This is a genomic window from Nocardioides sp. CF8 (assembly GCF_000389985.1).
GTDB classification, from domain to species: Bacteria; Actinomycetota; Actinomycetes; order Propionibacteriales; family Nocardioidaceae; genus Nocardioides; species Nocardioides allogilvus.
Window position 1 is genome coordinate 1531817 of record NZ_CM001852.1, and the last position, 15671, is coordinate 1547487.

Here is a 15671-nt window from a genome sequence, read left to right on the forward strand (position 1 = left end):
TTGGATGTGCACGTGCCCCCCGCCCAACCCGCTGGCCTGACCATGCCTGCCGACGGATCACTTCCTGACGCGGCGCTGGCGGAGCTCGGCTCACAGCCCTTCGGGCTCTACGTCCACGTCCCGTTCTGCTCGGTGCGCTGTGGCTACTGCGACTTCAACACCTACACCGCCGAGGAGCTGGGCGATGTTCCGGGCGCGTCGCGTTCGACGTACGCCGAGGCGGTTATCGCCGAGATCCGGCACGCGCGGCGCGTGCTCGGTGATCGCGACCTGCCCATCGACACCATCTTCTTCGGGGGCGGCACTCCCACCCTGATCAAGCCGGCCGACCTGGGTGCCGTCGTCGCGAGCGCGGCCGCCGAGTTCGGGCTCGCCGACGGCGTCGAGATCACGACGGAGGCCAACCCCGACTCCGTCACGGCCTGGGACCTGGCGGAGCTGCGCCAGGTCGGCTTCAACCGGATCAGCTTCGGCATGCAGTCCGCCGTCGACCACGTGCTCAAGGTGCTCGACCGCACGCACGACCCGCTCCGGGTCCCCGCGGCCGTGGGCTGGGCCCGGCAGGCCGGCTTCGAGGAGGTCTCGCTCGACCTGATCTACGGCACGCCGGGGGAGTCGGTCGCCGACTGGGAGACCTCGCTCGATGCGGCGCTCGCGTGCGAGCCCGACCACGTGTCGGCGTACTCCCTCATCGTCGAGGACGGCACGGCCCTGGCGCGACGCGTGCGTCGCGGCGAGCTGCCGATGCCCGACGAGGACGACCTGGCCGACAAGTACGACCTCGCCGACGAGCGGCTCACCGCCGCCGGGCTGGAGTGGTACGAGGTGTCCAACTGGGCGCGGCGGCCCGAGAGCCAGTGCCGCCACAACGTCCTCTACTGGACCGGCGGGCACTGGTGGGGTGCCGGGCCGGGCGCGCACTCCCACGTCGGCGGCGTGCGCTGGTGGAACGTCAAGCACCCTGCGGCGTACGCCAATCGGCTGGCCGCGGGCACGAGCCCGGCCATGGCCTACGAGCACCTCAGCGGCGACGACCGCCGCATCGAGCGCATCCTGCTCGAGCTCCGGCTCCGGGACGGGCTGCCCGTCCTGGCGCTCGATCGCAGCGGGCGTGCGCAGGTCGCGCGACTGGTCGAGGAGGGACTGGTCGACCTGGCCACCGAACGCCTGGTCCTGACCCGCCGCGGGCGGTTGCTCGCCGATGCGGTCGTGCGCGACCTGACCTAAGGCGCAGTGACGAAGTCGATGAGCTCCTCGACCCGGCCGAGCAGCTGCGGGTCGAGGTCCTCGAAGCCGCGGACGCCGCCGAGGATGTGCTTCCAGGCGCGGGCGATGTCGGCTTGGTCGCGGTGCGGCCAGCCGAGCTGCTGGCAGGTGCCCTTCTTCCACTCGATGTTGCGCGGCACGTCGGGCCAGCGCTTGATGCCCAGGCGCGAGGGCTTCACGGCCTGCCAGACGTCGATGAACGGGTGGCCGACGATCAGCACGTGCTTGCCGATCTCGGACTTCACGATGCCCTGCGCGATCCGGCTCTCCTTGGACCCGGGCACGAGGTGGTCGACGAGCACGCCGACGCGACGCTGCGGGCCGGGCTTGAAGTCGCGCAGGTGCTCGGCGAGGTCGTCGACGCCGCCGAGGAACTCCACGACCACGCCCTCGATCCGCAGGTCGTCGCCCCAGACCTTCTCGACCAGCTCGGCGTCGTGGCGGCCCTCGACGAAGATGCGGCTGGCGCGGGCCACGCGGGCCTTCGCGTCGTGGACGGCGATCGAGCCGCTCGCCGTACGCGTCTTCTTCTCCGGGCCTGACCGGACCGGGCGCCCCAGCACCACGGGCTTGCCCTCGCGCAGGAACCCGGGGCCGAGCGGGAACGTCCGTCGCTTGTTGCGCCGGTCCTCGATCGTCACCGTGTCCAGGTCGCGGTCGATGGCGACCACCTCGCCGACCCAGTCGGTGATGACCTCCTCGAGGATCATCCCGATCTCGGCGGGCACGTCGACGGCGCGGCCGTTCTTCGGCGCGCGCCAGTCGGTGGTCAGGACGTCGGAACCGTAGCGATCATGCGTGGGGGAAGGCACCGTCCAACGCTAGGCGGGCGATGCGCCCGGTTGGTCCCGCCACGCCGGTGACGCTCAGTCCTCGCTCGGCTCCTGTGCCTCCGCGCTCGCGCTGGCCGCCGAGTCGGTGTCGGCGTGCTCCGGCTCCTCGGTCGAGGGAGTGGGCCCGGTGGACTCGTAGGTGCCGGGGGTGTCCTCCTGGGTGTCGTCCATGCCCAGCTCCTCGGGGTCCTTCGTCTCCTCGGCGTCGGGATCCAGGGGCTCGGCCAGCGGGTTGTCGTCGCCGGGCTGCAGGTCCTCGGGCAGCAGGTCGTCGTCGGAGTGGTCGGAGAGGCCGGCCAGCTGCTGGTCCTCGGGCGCCGCGGAGGAGCCGTCGTGGTCGGCGTCGGCCTCGCTGCTCGTGGAGGACGCCTGGGGCACTTCGCTCGATTCGGTCATGCCTCGTTCCTACGCGCCTCGCGCCGGGGAGTAAACACCCCTTCAGACGAGCGGCAGCCTTTTCTGCGCGCGCGGCAGGTGCTCATAGCCGAGGCGTACGGCGGAGGCGAGCAGCGCAGGATCCCAGGGCCACTCACCCTGCTCGAGCGCCTGGGAGACGGGCACACCCCGGCTCGCGAGGTCGCGGATCGTCTCGGCGATGATCCCGAGCTCCACGCGCTGGTCCTGGACGTAGTCGCGGTCGATGACCTTGCCGTGGCCGGGGACGACCACCGTGGCGTCGGTCATCAAGCCCATCACCAGGTCGAGCGTGAGCGGCCACTCCAGGGGGAACGAGTCGTCGCCGATGAACGGCTTGTCCGACTCCTCGACCAGGTCGCCGCCGACGATCACGTCGGCGTCGGGCACACGGACGACCAGGTCGCCGGCGGTGTGGCCGCGGCCTGGGTGGATCAGCTCGATCACCCGGTCGCCGAGGTCCAGCGCGACGACCGAGGAGAAGCCGCGGGTCGCCGGGCGCAGGGTCGTGGCCAGGATCTCGTCGGCGCGGGAGTTGTCAGCCAGGTGTGGGTCGTGGCGGCCCTGCGTCGCGACCATCCGGTCGAGCGCGAAGTCGGTGGCGTGCACCGGCAGGTCGCCGTACTCCGTGAGGAGGACGTCGTTGCCGTACCAGTGGTCCCAGTGGTCGTGGGTGTTGACCAGGGCCGTGATCGGGCCGGCGCCGAGCCGGCGCACGTCGTCGGCGACGACCCGCGCCTGCTTCTCGGAGCCGTGGGTGTCGACCATGACCAGGCCGTCGTCGCCACCGATCAGGGTGATGTTGACGGCCATCCAGTCGTAGTGGGCGACCCAGGCCCGTGGGGCCACCTCAGTGATGATGCCGTCGGTCTTCACGTTGCCACCCTACGTACCGCCAGAGTTCAGGCGTACGTCGCGGGCAGGACCGTCGACGGCTCCTAGCGTCGACGCCATGACCTCCACCCCGCAGACCTCGCGCCGCAACCTGCTCCGCGGCGCCGCCCTGACAGCCGGCGTGGCCGGCCTCCCATTCGCCTCGCTGGCGACCCGCGCGGAGGGCGCCACTGCGGCGTCCGCCGTCTTCTCCGACGCCGGCTACGGGCCTCTCCTGCCCGCGGTCGACCAGGCCACCGGGCTGCAGCTCATCTCGCTGCCACGCGGCTTCGAGTACCTCTCCTACGGCTGGACCAACGACCTCATGAGCGACGGCACGCCGACGCCCAACGCGCACGACGGCATGGGCGCCTACCGCCTCGGCGACCTCGTGCACATCGTCCGCAACCACGAGCGGAACCCGTCGGCTGCCTTCACCCAGCCGGCCTACAACCCGCTCGGCGGTGGCGGGACCACCACGATCGTGTTCGACCCCGAGGCCGGCCAGTTCACGGAGTCGTGGGGCAGCCTCGGCGGGACCGTGCGCAACTGTGCGGGCGGCGTGACGCCCTGGGGCACGTGGCTCACCTGCGAGGAGACCTTCAGCGAGGCCGGCGGCATGCGCCACGGCTACGTCTTCGAGGTGCCGCCCACGGGCAAGGGCAACCCGGCGCCGTACAAGGCGATGGGCCGCTTCAACCACGAGGCCGCAGCGATCGACCCGGCCACCGGCATCGTCTACGAGACCGAGGACCGCGGCGACGCCTGCCTCTACCGCTTCGTCCCGACCACGCCGGGGCGGCTGGCCGACGGCGGCCGGCTGCAGGCCCTGACGATCGGTTCGACGAAGGTGGACACCCGTCGCGACGGCTCCGGCACGTCGTACGGCGCCGTCGGCTGGGTCGACATCGACGAGCCGGACCCGGCGACCGACACGGTGCGCGTCGAGGCGCAGGGCAAGGGCGCCGCGGTGTTCTCGCGGCTCGAGGGCGCTTGGTACGGCAACGGCCGCATCTACGTCATCACCACCGACGGGGGACCGGCGCGGCAGGGCCAGGTGTTCGAGCTGGACCCGGTCACCGACCGGCTGAGCGTCCTGTTCGCCTCACCCAGCGGTGAGGTGCTCAACGCGCCGGACAACATGTGCGTGAGCCCGCGCGGCGGCCTGGTGCTGTGCGAGGACGGCGGCGGCACGGAGTACGTGCACGGCCTGAGCACCGAGGGCGAGATCTTCCGCTTCGCCGCCAACGACGCCGACCTGCGCGACGGGACGGCCGGCAAGAACGTGCCCGCCAACGACTACCGCGGCTCGGAGTGGGCGGGTGCGGTGTTCGAGCCGAGCAACGGCAGCTGGCTCTTCCTCAACATCCAGAGCCCGGGCATCACCTTGGCGATCACCGGCCCCTGGCGCCAGGGCGCCCTCTGACCCGAGCCTTCCCGCGCCAGCCCCCGGCCCGCCCTCCCACACGGAGGGCGGGCCTCCGCGTTCCACCTAGTAGTCTTGGCACTCACACAGTCGGAGTGCCAGAACACGGGAGGAGGGCGAGATGGTCGAGGACCGCAAGCTCGCCGTCCTGCGCGCGATCGTGGAGGACTACGTCGCCACCGAGGAGCCCGTCGGCTCCCGCGCCCTCGTCGAGCGGCACGGGCTGGGCGTCTCGCCGGCCACCGTGCGCAACGACATGGCCGCGCTGGAGGACGAGGGCTTCATCCACCAGCCCCACACCAGCGCCGGCCGGGTGCCGACCGACAAGGGCTACCGGCTGTTCGTCGACCGGCTGAGCTCGGTCAAGCCGATGAGCACCGCCGAGAAGCGGGCGATCGCCACCCTCCTCGACAGCGCGGTCGACCTCGACGACGTCGTCCAGCGCTCGGTGCGGCTGCTGAGCACGCTGACCCGCCAGGTCGCGATCGTTCAGTACCCGACGCTCTCGCGCAGCACCGTGCGCCACATCGAGATGGTCTCGATCACGCCGACCCGGGTGATGGTGATCCTGATCCTGAGCACCGGCCGGGTCGAGCAGCGCCTCGTCGAGATCCCGGGCGAGATGTCGGAGACCCAGCTCGCCGACCTGCGCATCCGCTTCAACCAGGCCGCCGCGGGGGAGCGCATCGCCGACGGTGCGGCTGCCCTGGGGCGCCTGCCCGACGGCGTACCCCACGCCGACCAAGCGCTGACGCGCTGCCTCGCCGACGTGCTCACCGACGCGATGTCCGACCACCGCAGCGACGAGCGCGTGGCCGTGGCCGGCGCGGCCAACCTCGCGCGGTTCGGCGACAGCTTCGACACCGCGGTGCGACCCCTGCTCGAGGCGCTCGAGGAGCACGTCGTGCTGCTCAAGCTGATCGGCGAGGTCACCGCCGGCGACGCGGTCACGGTGCGCATCGGCCACGAGGGCCCCTACTCCGAGCTCGCCTCCACCAGCGTCGTGGCCACCGGCTACGGCCCCCCTGACCAGGCCCTCGCGACGCTCGGCGTCGTCGGCCCCACCCGCATGGACTACCCCGGATCGATGGCTGCCGTGCGTGCTGTTGCGCGCTACGTCTCCCGGATCCTCGACGAAGGACAGCAGTGAGCCAAGACCTCTACGAGTTGCTCGGTGTCTCCCGCGACGCCGACGCGGCCGCCATCAAGAAGGCCTACCGGGGCCTCGCGCGCCAGCTCCACCCGGACGTCAACCCGGACCCTGCGACGCAGGAGAAGTTCAAGGAGGTCTCGCGCGCCTACGAGGTCCTCTCCGACCCGCAGAAGCGCGCCGCCTACGACCGCGGTGGCGACCCCTTCGGCGGCGGCCAGGCCGGCTTCGGTCAGGGGCAGGGCTTCTCCTTCACCGACATCATGGACGCCTTCTTCGGCGGCGGCGCCCCGGGCGGCGGCGGCCAGGGACGCGGTCCGCGCCAGCGTGTGCGCCGTGGCCAGGACGCCCTGATCCGCCTCGACGTGGAGCTGGCCGAGGCCGCCTTCGGCACCACCACCGAGCTCAAGGTCGACACCGCCGTCGTCTGCACCGCCTGCCACGGTGACGGGGCGGCGCCCGGCTCCAAGCCGATCACCTGCGAGACCTGCCGCGGCGCCGGCGAGGTCGCCCAGGTCCAGCGGTCGTTCCTCGGCGAGATCCGCACGCTGCGCGCGTGCGCGGCCTGCCGCGGCTTCGGCCAGATCATCCCCGAGCCGTGCCGCGAGTGCTCCGGCGACGGCCGCGTCCGCTCGCGCCGCACCCTCAACGTCAAGATCCCCGCCGGTGTCGACCACGGCACCCGGGTCCAGCTCACCGAGCAGGGCGAGGTCGGCCCCGGCGGCGGCCCGCCCGGCGACCTCTACGTCGAGATCCACGTCGAGCCCCACCCGACCTTCACCCGCCACGGCAACGACCTGCACAGCACGGTCACGCTGCCGATGACCGCGGCTGCGCTCGGCACGACGCTGACCTTGCCGCTGCTCGAGGCCGACCTCGAGACCGGCGAGGACTCCGAGGTCCGCACCGACTACGACCTCGAGATCGCGCCGGGCACCCAGTCGGGCAGCCAGCAGGTCCTGCGCGGCTTCGGTGTGCCGGGCCTCCGCGGTGGTCGCGGCGACCTGATCGTCACCGTCGTCGTCGACACCCCGACCCGGCTCGACGAGCGCCAGGAGGAGCTCCTGCGCGAGCTCGCCGCGATCCGTGGCGAGGAGTCGCCCACCGGCCAGGTGCAGTCGTCGCAGAAGTCCGTCTTCGGCCGGCTCCGCGACGCCTTCCAGCAGCACTGAGCCATGTCGCTCCCGGTCCATCTCGTGCCGTCGCTCGACGGTGTCGCCGTCGGGTCCAGCGTCGAGGTGACCGGTGACGAGGCACACCACGCTGTCGCGGTACGGCGCCTGCGGGTCGGCGAGGAGGTCGTGCTCACCGACGGTGCGGGCCACCGCGTCGTCGGGTCCGTCGCGTCGACCGGGAAGCGGGTCTTCGCCGTCTCGGTGACGTCCTTCGACCTCGTGGCTCGTCCCGCTCCCTCGTTCACCGTCGTCCAGGCGCTGCCCAAAGGCGACCGCGGCGAGCTGGCGGTCGAGGTGCTGACCGAGATCGGCGTCGACACCGTCGTCCCGTGGGCCGCCTCCCGCTCGGTCGCCGTGTGGAAGGGCGAGCGCGCCGCCAAGTCGCACGCGAAGTGGCAGGCCACCGCCCGCGAGGCCGGCAAGCAGGCGCGCCGCTCCTGGTCTTGTTCGGTCTCGCCCCTCTCGTCCAGCGCGGAGGTGGTGGCGCTGCTCTCGGACGCTGCGTTGGTCGCCGTACTCCACGAGGACGCGACGACGCCCCTGGCCTCGCTCGACGTGCCGAGCGCCGGTGAGGTCGTCGTCATCGTCGGCCCCGAGGGCGGCATCGCGCCCGATGAGCTCGCCGCCTTCGAGGCCGCCGGCGCTGTCACCGTCCGCCTCGGGGACGAGGTCCTGCGTACGTCGACCGCCGGGCTCGCCGCCGTCAGTGCCCTGCTCGCGCGGACTGCTCGCTGGAGCTGAGCTGCGCGAGCAGAATCGTCCGTGTGGACGAACGTGCACTCGCCGTCGCCCGGTGTGAGCGCGAGACCCCGCGCAGAATCGTCCAGAGGGACGATTCTGCGCAAGGTGGCGCCTACTCGATCGTGAAGTCCTTGGTGTCCTCGTGCGGCCCGGAGCCCTCGGCGCCACCGGAGGGGTCGTCGGTGCGGGCGACGAACGTGTAGTCGCCGGGCTCCAGCCCGGAGACGTCGATCGAGGTCTCCCACGGGTAGAGCTTGTCCATCCAGCCCTCGGCGGTCGCGAAGCCGTCGAGGACGACCTCGTCGCCCCGGCGGATCTCCCAGGGCATGGTGGCCTCGAAGGAGGAGCCGACACCGCTGGCCTCGAGCGTGTCGCCCGTGACGACCGCACCCTGCTCGGGGGTGGTGATGTTGACGAGACCCATGACGTCGAGCGGGGCGGCGTTGGTGAACTCCTGCTCGGTGCTCAGCCCGAACAGCCGGAAATCTGTGCCCCCGCGCTTGACCACGACCGGGACCCGCTCCTGCTGAACGCCCTGGATGGTGAAGACGAGCTGCTGGAGGGCCAGCTTCGCGGCCTTCCTCGACATGCCGTCGGGGCGCGCGGTGAAGCCGTCGCCGGGGATCTGGACGAGCAGGACGCCGTCGGTCGCACCCACCGAGGAGACCTCGACCTGGGGCCAGAGCGTGCGGTAGTCGGGATCGAGGCTGTCGCCGGCCAGCATCAGCGCCGTCGCTTCCATCAGCGGGTTGTCGGCGGGTACGGCGCGGAACTCCCGGAACAGTCGCGGCCCCTGCGGGGTGTCGCCGACGAAGTAGACCGGCACCACCGTCTCGCCGGCCGCCGCCCCGGTCTCGCCGGCCTCGCCCGGGTCGCTCGTGGGGGAGTCGGTGGGGGAATCGGTCGGCGTCTCCGTGGCGGTCTCGGCCGCGGGCGACGTGTCGCGGTCAGGGACCTCCTCGCTGCACGCGGTCGCGCCCAGGGCGAGCGCGCCGAGCGAGAGGAGGGCAGCAAGTCGACGGGAGGGGGAAGTCATGTGTTTCACGCTAGTGGGACGTACGGCGGTCGCAGCCGGTTACACGCCGCGCCCGCACGATCTACTGTGAAGGCCATGACTTCTCCAGAGCGCCCTGATGACTGCGTCTTCTGCAAGATCGTCACCGGTGAGATCCCGGCGGAGATCGTCCACGCGGGCGACACGACCGTCGCCTTCCGCGACCTGAACCCCCAGGCCCCCTCACACCTGCTCGTGATCCCGCGCAGCCACTACGAGACGGCGGCCGAGCTCGCGCACCACGAGCCGGTGAGCGCGGCCGAGATGCTGCGCGTGGCCGACGCCGTGGCCGAGACGGAGGGGCTCGACTCCTACCGCACGGTGGTCAACACCGGCGCCGGTGCGGGCCAGGTCGTGTTCCACGCCCACCTGCACGTCCTCGGCGGCCGGTCGATGACCTGGCCACCGGGCTGATCGCTCAGGAGCTGGGCAGGTCCCGCGCCGTGTCGACGACCTGGTCCCAGGTGACGATGCGGTGGTCGTGGCCGTGGGCCAGCACGGCCAGCGACCGGCGTCGCATGGCCGGGTCGAGCCCCGTCCCGAGCCGGTCCACGACCAGCAGTCGTTGGGGCCGGCTCAGACCGCCCAGCAGCTCGCGCGCGGCGTCCTGCAGGTCGCGCAACGTCGCCGGGGTCGGCGCTGCTTCGTCGGCCAGGACCACGGCGGCCCCCACGACGCGACCGAGTCGCTGGTCGGTCGTCTCGAACGCCTCCGCGTCGGTGACGAACGGCTGGTCGCGGAGCACGTCGCGCACCTCGTTGAGCGAGACGAGCTGCCCCGACACCGAGATGACCTCGTCGAGGCGGCCGAGGAACTCGACCTCCCCGGACGCGGTGCGCCGGGCCACGTCGCCGGTGGCGTAGACGCCGGGGTGCCGCTCCCAGTGGTAGGACGTCGGGTCCGTGCCGTCGGGTGCCTCGACCCCGCGCAGGACGCCGGGCCAGGGCAGCACCATGACCCACTCGCCGGGCTCGCCCGCCGCGACCTCGTCGCCCTCGGCGTCCACGATGGCGAAACCCGGGTCCGGCATCGCCGGTGAGGGTTCGTCGCTCGTCACGATCCCGCCGAGCTCGAGCTGGCCCCAGGCGTCCGACACCCTGACGCCGTCGCCGAGCACCTCACGCAGCCAGGCCCGGAGGTCGGGCTCGAGCCGGTCGCCGATCGTGGTCAGGCGGCGCAGCGACCCGGTGGCGCCGGTCGGCGTGAGGGACCAGCCGCGCAGCGCGCGCACGATCGAGGGGGACGTCATCATCGCGGTCACGCCGTAGCGCTCGATGATCTGCCACGTGCGAGCAGGCGCCGGGACGTCGAGGGTGCCCTCGTACATCACCGTGCTCGCACCGCCCAGCAGCGGACCGACGACGCCGTGCGCCTGCGCGCCCAGCCAGGAGATGTCGGCGGCGCCCCAGAAGACGTCGCCCTCGCCCATGACGTGGAGGTGGTTGGCCAGCGCGACGACCGCGAGATCGGCGGTGCCGTGGTGGATCGCGACCGCCCGGCCACGGCGGTTGGCGAGGTGGACGCAGGCGACCGGGTGCGAGGCGGGTACGGCGACGGGCTCGCCGTCACGCGGATCTGCGGCGGTCAGCAGGTCGTCGTACCACCGATCGCCTTCGTACCAGTCGACCTGGACGCCGGTGCGGCGCACCACGACCGTGGCCTCGACGCCGCTGCTGGCCTCGAGCGCCTCGTCGATCCGCGACTTCAGCGGCAGGATCGCGCCGTGGCGCCAGCCGCCGTCCTGGGTGAAGAGGACCTTGGGCCCGAAGTCGTCGACGCGCACGGCGAGGGCCTCGGTCGGCAGCGCCACCGGGATGACGGTGTACTCGGCACCGATCCGGGCGCACGCCATCATCGCGGTGACCGCCTCCGGCACCCACCCGAGGTGGAGGGCGACGCGGTCACCCTGGCCGACCCCGAGCGCGCGCAGGGCGGCGGCGAGGCGGACGACCTGCATGTGCAGCTCGCGGTAGGTGACGACGCGACGGTCTCCCGGCTCGCCCTCCCACAGGATGGCGGCGCGGTCGCCGCGCTCGGCGAGATGGCGGTCGATGCAGTTGACCGACAGGTTGAGACGGCCCTCGACGAACCAGTCGTGCAGGGGCGGCTGCTCACGGAAGAGCTCGGTCCAGGGGGTGTCCCACGTCAGGGTGCCGGCGGCCTCGGCCCAGGCAGCGAAGTAGGCAGCGGTGTCCCGCGCGGTCTCAGCCATGACCCAGCGTCCTTCCTGCTGCGCTTGCGGCGCGGGACAGGTGTGTCGCGATGACCTCGACCCGGGCGGCGTCCGCGCCGGGCGGGACGGTCGCGGACAGGGCGGCGACGGGGGTCTCGCCCGCGTCGTGCACGACCACGGCGATCTCGTCGCCGGAGGTGAGGTGAGCGGCTCGTGACCACTCGGCCCGCAGCCGGTCGGGGTCCTCGTCGACGAGCCCGGCGTGGGACGCGACGCACTGCTTCCACACCTCGTCGCCGGCGCGCGCGGCCAGCATCCGGCCCGCGGCGGTGGACAGGGCGTCGGTGACGCGGTGGCTGTCGCGGTAGGGACCGCCGTCGCTGGCGTCGATGCGGTCGACGTAGACGACCGACTCGCGCACGAGCACCGCGACGTGGATGGTCGTCTGCAAGGTGTCGCGCAAGGACACGAGATAGGGGGAGAGAGCCCCGAGGATGGGCAGCCGACCGAGGTAGCGCTGCGACAGGCGCGTGACCTCCGGGCCGAGGCTGTAGCGCGAGGAGCGCGGGTCCTGCTCGACCAGGTCCGCCAGGACCAGTGAGCGCAGCAGGCGGTGGGCCGTCGGCACGGACAGGCCCGAGCGCTCGGCCAGGTCCGTGAGCTGCTGGTAGGCCGAGCCGTCGGCCAGCAGGTCGAGGAGGCGCACCGCGTTGCGGACCGTCCCCAGTGTCCCGCGCACCTCCGTGGGTTCGCCCCGTACGTCGCTCATCGAGTCCCTTCCGCTTATGTGTGGCCGTCAGGCTATCAGCGGAAGCCGATTTCAAATAGGGGGTTGCACTTCCACATAGTGGAATCTATGGTGAGGTGCAGGTCACATCACTCCGCCCGACGGTTCGGGCGCCACAGGGAGGAACCAGGTGCTCAGTCGGGCATACCGCTTCGAGCTCAACTCCAGCCGCGTGCCGGTGGGCGAGCCGCTCCTCGAGATCGGCGACGTCTCCTTGCGCTTCGGCGGCATCCGCGCCCTCTCCGAGGTGTCGTTCACGGTCCGCCAGGGCGACGTGCACTCCGTCATCGGCCCCAACGGTGCCGGCAAGTCCAGCCTGCTCAACTGTGCGAGCGGCCTCTACAAGCCGCAGGACGGACACATCACGCTGCACACCCGCTCCGAGGAGGGTGTCGCGCGGACCCACGACGTCGTGGCCATGCCGCCCCACCGGATCGCCCGCCACGGCGTGGCGCGCTCCTTCCAGAACATTGAGCTCTTCGGCCACCTGACGCTCCTCGAGAACCTCATGCTCGGGCGCCACATCCACATGAAGCACAGCCTGCTCCCGTCGTTGGCGTGGTTCGGCCCGGCCCGCAAGCAGGAGTTCGCGCACCGCGAGTTCGTCGAGGAGGTCATCGACCTCCTCCAGCTCCAGGAACACCGGCATGCCCACGTCGGCGCCCTGTCCTACGGCATCCAGAAGCGGGTCGAGCTCGGCCGCGCCCTGTGCATCGAGCCCGGGCTGCTGCTGCTCGACGAGCCGATGGCCGGCATGAACGCTGAGGAGAAGGAGGACATGGCGCGCTACATCCTCGACGTCAACGAGCTGCGCGGCGTGACCGTCATGCTGATCGAGCACGACATGGGAGTCGTCATGGACATCTCCGACCGCGTCAGCGTCCTCGACTTCGGCAGGCTGATCGGCGACGGGACACCCGCCGAGGTGCGCGCCAACCCCGCCGTCGTCGAGGCCTACCTCGGGGCCGACTCATGAGCACGACCATGCCGCGCCTCCTGGCCGAGCGTGCCGCCGACCGACCGCAGGGCATCGCCCTGCAGGAGAAGCTCTACGGCATCTGGCAGCCGATCACCTGGGCCGAATATGCCGAGCGCGTGCGCGACATCGCCCACGGCATGGCCTCGCTGGGCGTACGCCGCGGGGAGATCGTCGCCGTCATCGGGGACAACCGCCCCGAGTGGCTGATCTCTGAGCTGGCCGCCCAGTCGCTGGGCGCCGCTGTGGTCGGGATCTACCCGACCAGCCTCGACGAGGAGATCGTGCACATCCTCGAGCTCAGCAAGGCCCGTGTCGTCATCGCCGAGGACCAGGAGCAGGTCGACAAGCTGCTCAAGGTCCGCCCGTTGCTCCCGCACGTCGAGCAGGTCGCCTACTACGACCCGCACGGCCTCGAGGAGTACGCCGACGAGTGGCTCGCCGACTTCGAGGACCTCGCAGCGCGCGGTCGCGAGTGGGCGACCGACCGGCCGGGCTGGTTCGAGCAGGAGGTCGCGCTCGGCACCGCTCACGACGTGGCGGTGGTCTGCACGACCTCGGGCACGACCTCGCTGCCCAAGCTCGGTCAGCTCACCCACCACAACCTCCTGTCGATGGCCGAGCACCTCACCAGCGTCGATCCGCTGGGACCCAAGGACAGGTTCGTCTCGTTCCTGCCGCTGGCCTGGATCGGCGAGCAGATGATGGCCGTGGCCTGCGGGCTGCTGCGCGGCTTCACGCTCTCCTTCCCCGAGGACTCCGCGACCCAGCGCTCCGACATGCGCGAGATCGGCCCCAACGTCATGTTCAGCCCGCCGCGGATCTGGGAGTCGATGCTCTCCGAGGTCCAGGTGCGCATCGACGAGGCTGGTTGGCTCAAGCGACGCGTGTTCGGCATGGCCTACTCCGTCGGCGACAAGGTCGCCGCCCGCCGCGTCAACGGCAAGGGCGCGGGCCCGCTGCTCGGGCTGCTGGCCCTGCTCGCCGACTGGGTCGCCCTGCGCCCGGTGCGCGACCAGCTCGGGCTCGCCCGGGTCAAGCGCTGCTACACCGGTGGCGCGCCGCTGGGCCCCGACGTCTTCCGCTTCTTCCACGCGATCGGCGTCAACCTCAAGCAGATCTACGGCCAGACCGAGATCTGTGGCATCGCGGTGCTGCACCACAGCAACGACGTCCGCTTCCACACCGTGGGCGTGCCGTTGCCCGAGACCGAGATGCGGATCGCCGACGACGGCGAGATCCTGCTGCGCAGCTCGTCGGTCTTCTCCGGTTATGTCGGCAACGAGGAGGCCACCGCCGAGACCGTCGACGCCGACGGCTGGCTGCACACCGGCGACGCGGGCTACCTCGAGGACGGCCACCTCGTCGTCATCGACCGCGCCAAGGACGTGCTCACCGCACCCGACGGCACCCGCTTCTCGAGCGCCTTCATCGAGAACAAGCTCAAGTTCTCGCCGTACGTCGAGGAGGCGGTCGCCTTCGGGACGACCGACATCACGGCGATGGTCACGATCGACCCGGCCACCGTCGGGTCGTGGGCCGAGCACGAGCGCATCGGCTACACGACCTACACCGACCTGGCCGGCAACGACCGCGTCGCCGAGCTCCTCAAGCAGGAGGTCCACCGGGCCAACGCCGAGCTCCCCGACAGCATCAAGGTCAAGCACTTCCTGGTGCTCTTCAAGCAGCTCGACCCCGACGACGACGAGATCACGCGCACCCGCAAGGTCCGCCGCAGCGTCATCAACGAGCGCTATGCCGAGCTCATCGAGGCGCTGGACCGCGGCGACGACCGGGTCGCCATGACCAACACCGTCTCCTATCAGGACGGCACGTCGACCAAACGGGCCATCACTCTCGACATCCACCACCTGGAGGGATACGTGCCCCCGCAACACAGCAAGCAGCGCCCGGTCTGGAGTGGTCGGCGATGAGCAACTTCCTGACCCAGACGATCTACGGCGTCTCCGACGGCGCGATCCTCGCGCTGGCCGCACTCGGCTTCGTGCTGATCTACAAGTCCACCGGCGTCATCAACTTCGCCCAGGGCGAGTTCCTGCTCATCGGCGCCTACACGGTCTACGCCGCCTTCGTCGTCTTCCAGCTGCCGCTGGTGCTCGCCGTCGTGGTCGGCATCCTGTTCGCGATCGTGATGGGCGTCCTGATCGAGCGGCTGATCCTCCGCCCACTGGTGGGTGAGAGCGCGATCAGCGTGATCATGGTGACCATCGGGCTCGCGGCCGTCCTCAAGGCCGTGGCGCAGCTGTTCTTCGGCACCCGCGCCGTCACCCAGCCCGCCGTGCTGCCGCGCACCACCATCGAGCTCGCCGGCGCCACGTTCCCCCTCAACCGCATCCTGGTGATCGTGATCGCAGCCGTCGTGCTGACACTGTTCACCCTGTTCTTCCAGCGCAGCCGCCACGGCATCGCGATGCGCGCCGTCGCCGACGACCAGCAGGCCGCGCTCACGCTCGGCATCTCGGTCCGCCGGATCTTCGCGATGGCCTGGGCGCTCGCCGCCGTCAGCGCGCTCATCGGCGGCGTGCTCCTCGGTGACATCACCGAGGTGAGCAGCCGGCTCACGACCTTCGGGCTGCTCGTCTTCCCCGTTGTGATCCTCGGCGGCCTCGACTCGGTCCCCGGCACGATCGTCGGCGGCCTGGTGATCGGACTCTCCGGCCAGTACGTCAGCAGCTACTGGGATCCGGGCCTGGCCCAGATCGCGCCGTACCTGCTGCTGGTCGCCATCCTCCTCGTCCGCCCCTACGGGCTGTTCGGCGAGACGCGGATCGAGAGGGTCTGA

General features: G+C 71.4%; 15 protein-coding genes. 9 read left to right on the plus strand and 6 right to left on the minus strand.

The features are described from left to right. Positions 1-12: 12 nt before the first annotated feature. Positions 13-1227 carry a radical SAM family heme chaperone HemW gene (gene hemW / locus CF8_RS07505; protein ID WP_036492486.1) on the plus strand — a complete coding sequence of 405 codons (1215 nt, stop codon included), beginning with the start codon at positions 13-15 and terminating at the stop codon, positions 1225-1227. Here the strand turns inward: hemW and CF8_RS07510 are convergent. Genes CF8_RS07510 through CF8_RS07520 form a run of 3 tightly spaced genes read right to left on the minus strand, consistent with a single transcriptional unit; the run spans position 1224 to position 3389 of the window. Next, entirely contained in the window at positions 1224-2078 is an 855-nt protein-coding gene (locus CF8_RS07510; protein WP_010832529.1) for a DUF3097 domain-containing protein, read from the minus strand. The genes hemW and CF8_RS07510 overlap by 4 nt on opposite strands. Positions 2079-2132: 54 nt before the next feature. Then, positions 2133-2495, minus strand: a complete 363-nt coding sequence (locus CF8_RS07515) for a hypothetical protein (RefSeq protein ID WP_010832530.1) — start codon at positions 2493-2495, stop codon at positions 2133-2135. 42 nt (positions 2496-2537) lie between these two features. Beyond that, a complete protein-coding gene (locus CF8_RS07520; protein WP_010832531.1) occupies positions 2538-3389 on the minus strand; it encodes an MBL fold metallo-hydrolase in 852 nt (283 codons plus the stop codon). 76 nt (positions 3390-3465) lie between these two features. Here CF8_RS07520 and CF8_RS07525 point away from each other — a divergent pair, with 76 nt between their 5' ends. From CF8_RS07525 to CF8_RS07540, 4 genes are all read left to right on the plus strand, one after another. Further along, on the plus strand, positions 3466-4812 hold the full coding sequence (locus tag CF8_RS07525; RefSeq protein ID WP_010832532.1) for an alkaline phosphatase PhoX: 1347 nt from the start codon (positions 3466-3468) through the stop codon (positions 4810-4812). Positions 4813-4933: 121 nt separating this feature from the next. Next, a complete protein-coding gene (hrcA, locus tag CF8_RS07530; protein WP_010832533.1) occupies positions 4934-5962 on the plus strand; it encodes a heat-inducible transcriptional repressor HrcA in 1029 nt (342 codons plus the stop codon). Next, positions 5959-7134 carry a molecular chaperone DnaJ gene (gene dnaJ / locus CF8_RS07535; RefSeq protein WP_010832534.1) on the plus strand — a complete coding sequence of 392 codons (1176 nt, stop codon included), beginning with the start codon at positions 5959-5961 and terminating at the stop codon, positions 7132-7134. The genes hrcA and dnaJ overlap by 4 nt, the downstream gene beginning before the upstream one ends. A gap of 3 nt (positions 7135-7137) precedes the next feature. After that, positions 7138-7878 (plus strand): 16S rRNA (uracil(1498)-N(3))-methyltransferase, encoded by a 741-nt coding sequence (locus CF8_RS07540; protein ID WP_010832535.1) that lies wholly within the window; start codon positions 7138-7140, stop codon positions 7876-7878. A gap of 112 nt (positions 7879-7990) precedes the next feature. Here the strand turns inward: CF8_RS07540 and CF8_RS20800 are convergent, their stop codons facing one another. Then, a complete protein-coding gene (locus CF8_RS20800) occupies positions 7991-8914 on the minus strand; it encodes a Gmad2 immunoglobulin-like domain-containing protein (protein WP_051204148.1) in 924 nt (307 codons plus the stop codon). 75 nt (positions 8915-8989) lie between these two features. On the opposite strand from CF8_RS20800, the gene CF8_RS07550 reads away from it, so the two are divergent. Next, positions 8990-9346: a histidine triad nucleotide-binding protein gene (locus CF8_RS07550; RefSeq protein WP_036492495.1), complete on the plus strand. Its 357-nt coding sequence runs from the start codon at positions 8990-8992 to the stop codon at positions 9344-9346. A 4-nt stretch (positions 9347-9350) separates the two neighbouring features. Here the strand turns inward: CF8_RS07550 and CF8_RS07555 are convergent, their stop codons facing one another. Both CF8_RS07555 and CF8_RS20805 read right to left on the minus strand, forming a co-directional pair. Next, positions 9351-11144, minus strand: coding sequence for an AMP-binding protein (locus tag CF8_RS07555; protein ID WP_010832538.1), 1794 nt, complete (start codon positions 11142-11144; stop codon positions 9351-9353). Further along, on the minus strand, positions 11137-11874 hold the full coding sequence (locus tag CF8_RS20805; RefSeq protein ID WP_051204149.1) for an IclR family transcriptional regulator: 738 nt from the start codon (positions 11872-11874) through the stop codon (positions 11137-11139). The genes CF8_RS07555 and CF8_RS20805 overlap by 8 nt, the downstream gene beginning before the upstream one ends. Positions 11875-12022: 148 nt before the next feature. Here CF8_RS20805 and CF8_RS07565 point away from each other — a divergent pair, with 148 nt between their 5' ends. From CF8_RS07565 to CF8_RS07575, 3 genes are read left to right on the plus strand one after another with little or no spacing between them, the layout of a single operon-like run. Beyond that, positions 12023-12868 carry an ABC transporter ATP-binding protein gene (locus tag CF8_RS07565; RefSeq protein WP_010832540.1) on the plus strand — a complete coding sequence of 282 codons (846 nt, stop codon included), beginning with the start codon at positions 12023-12025 and terminating at the stop codon, positions 12866-12868. Next, positions 12865-14802: an AMP-binding protein gene (locus CF8_RS07570; protein ID WP_010832541.1), complete on the plus strand. Its 1938-nt coding sequence runs from the start codon at positions 12865-12867 to the stop codon at positions 14800-14802. The genes CF8_RS07565 and CF8_RS07570 overlap by 4 nt, the downstream gene beginning before the upstream one ends. Then, positions 14799-15671: a branched-chain amino acid ABC transporter permease gene (locus CF8_RS07575; RefSeq protein WP_010832542.1), complete on the plus strand. Its 873-nt coding sequence runs from the start codon at positions 14799-14801 to the stop codon at positions 15669-15671. The genes CF8_RS07570 and CF8_RS07575 overlap by 4 nt, the downstream gene beginning before the upstream one ends.

What these genes read in the sequence shown, in the direction of transcription:
- CF8_RS20800 (WP_051204148.1), bottom strand. Translation starts at nt 8,914, where the DNA reads ATGACTTCCCCCTCCCGTCGACTTGCTGCCCTCCTCTCGCTCGGCGCG.
- CF8_RS07515 (WP_010832530.1), bottom strand. Translation starts at nt 2,495, where the DNA reads ATGACCGAATCGAGCGAAGTGCCCCAGGCGTCCTCCACGAGCAGCGAG.
- CF8_RS07555 (WP_010832538.1), bottom strand. Translation starts at nt 11,144, where the DNA reads ATGGCTGAGACCGCGCGGGACACCGCTGCCTACTTCGCTGCCTGGGCC.
- hrcA (WP_010832533.1), top strand. Translation starts at nt 4,934, where the DNA reads ATGGTCGAGGACCGCAAGCTCGCCGTCCTGCGCGCGATCGTGGAGGAC.
- CF8_RS07540 (WP_010832535.1), top strand. Translation starts at nt 7,138, where the DNA reads ATGTCGCTCCCGGTCCATCTCGTGCCGTCGCTCGACGGTGTCGCCGTC.
- CF8_RS07525 (WP_010832532.1), top strand. Translation starts at nt 3,466, where the DNA reads ATGACCTCCACCCCGCAGACCTCGCGCCGCAACCTGCTCCGCGGCGCC.
- CF8_RS07575 (WP_010832542.1), top strand. Translation starts at nt 14,799, where the DNA reads ATGAGCAACTTCCTGACCCAGACGATCTACGGCGTCTCCGACGGCGCG.
- CF8_RS20805 (WP_051204149.1), bottom strand. Translation starts at nt 11,874, where the DNA reads ATGAGCGACGTACGGGGCGAACCCACGGAGGTGCGCGGGACACTGGGG.
- CF8_RS07570 (WP_010832541.1), top strand. Translation starts at nt 12,865, where the DNA reads ATGAGCACGACCATGCCGCGCCTCCTGGCCGAGCGTGCCGCCGACCGA.
- CF8_RS07550 (WP_036492495.1), top strand. Translation starts at nt 8,990, where the DNA reads ATGACTTCTCCAGAGCGCCCTGATGACTGCGTCTTCTGCAAGATCGTC.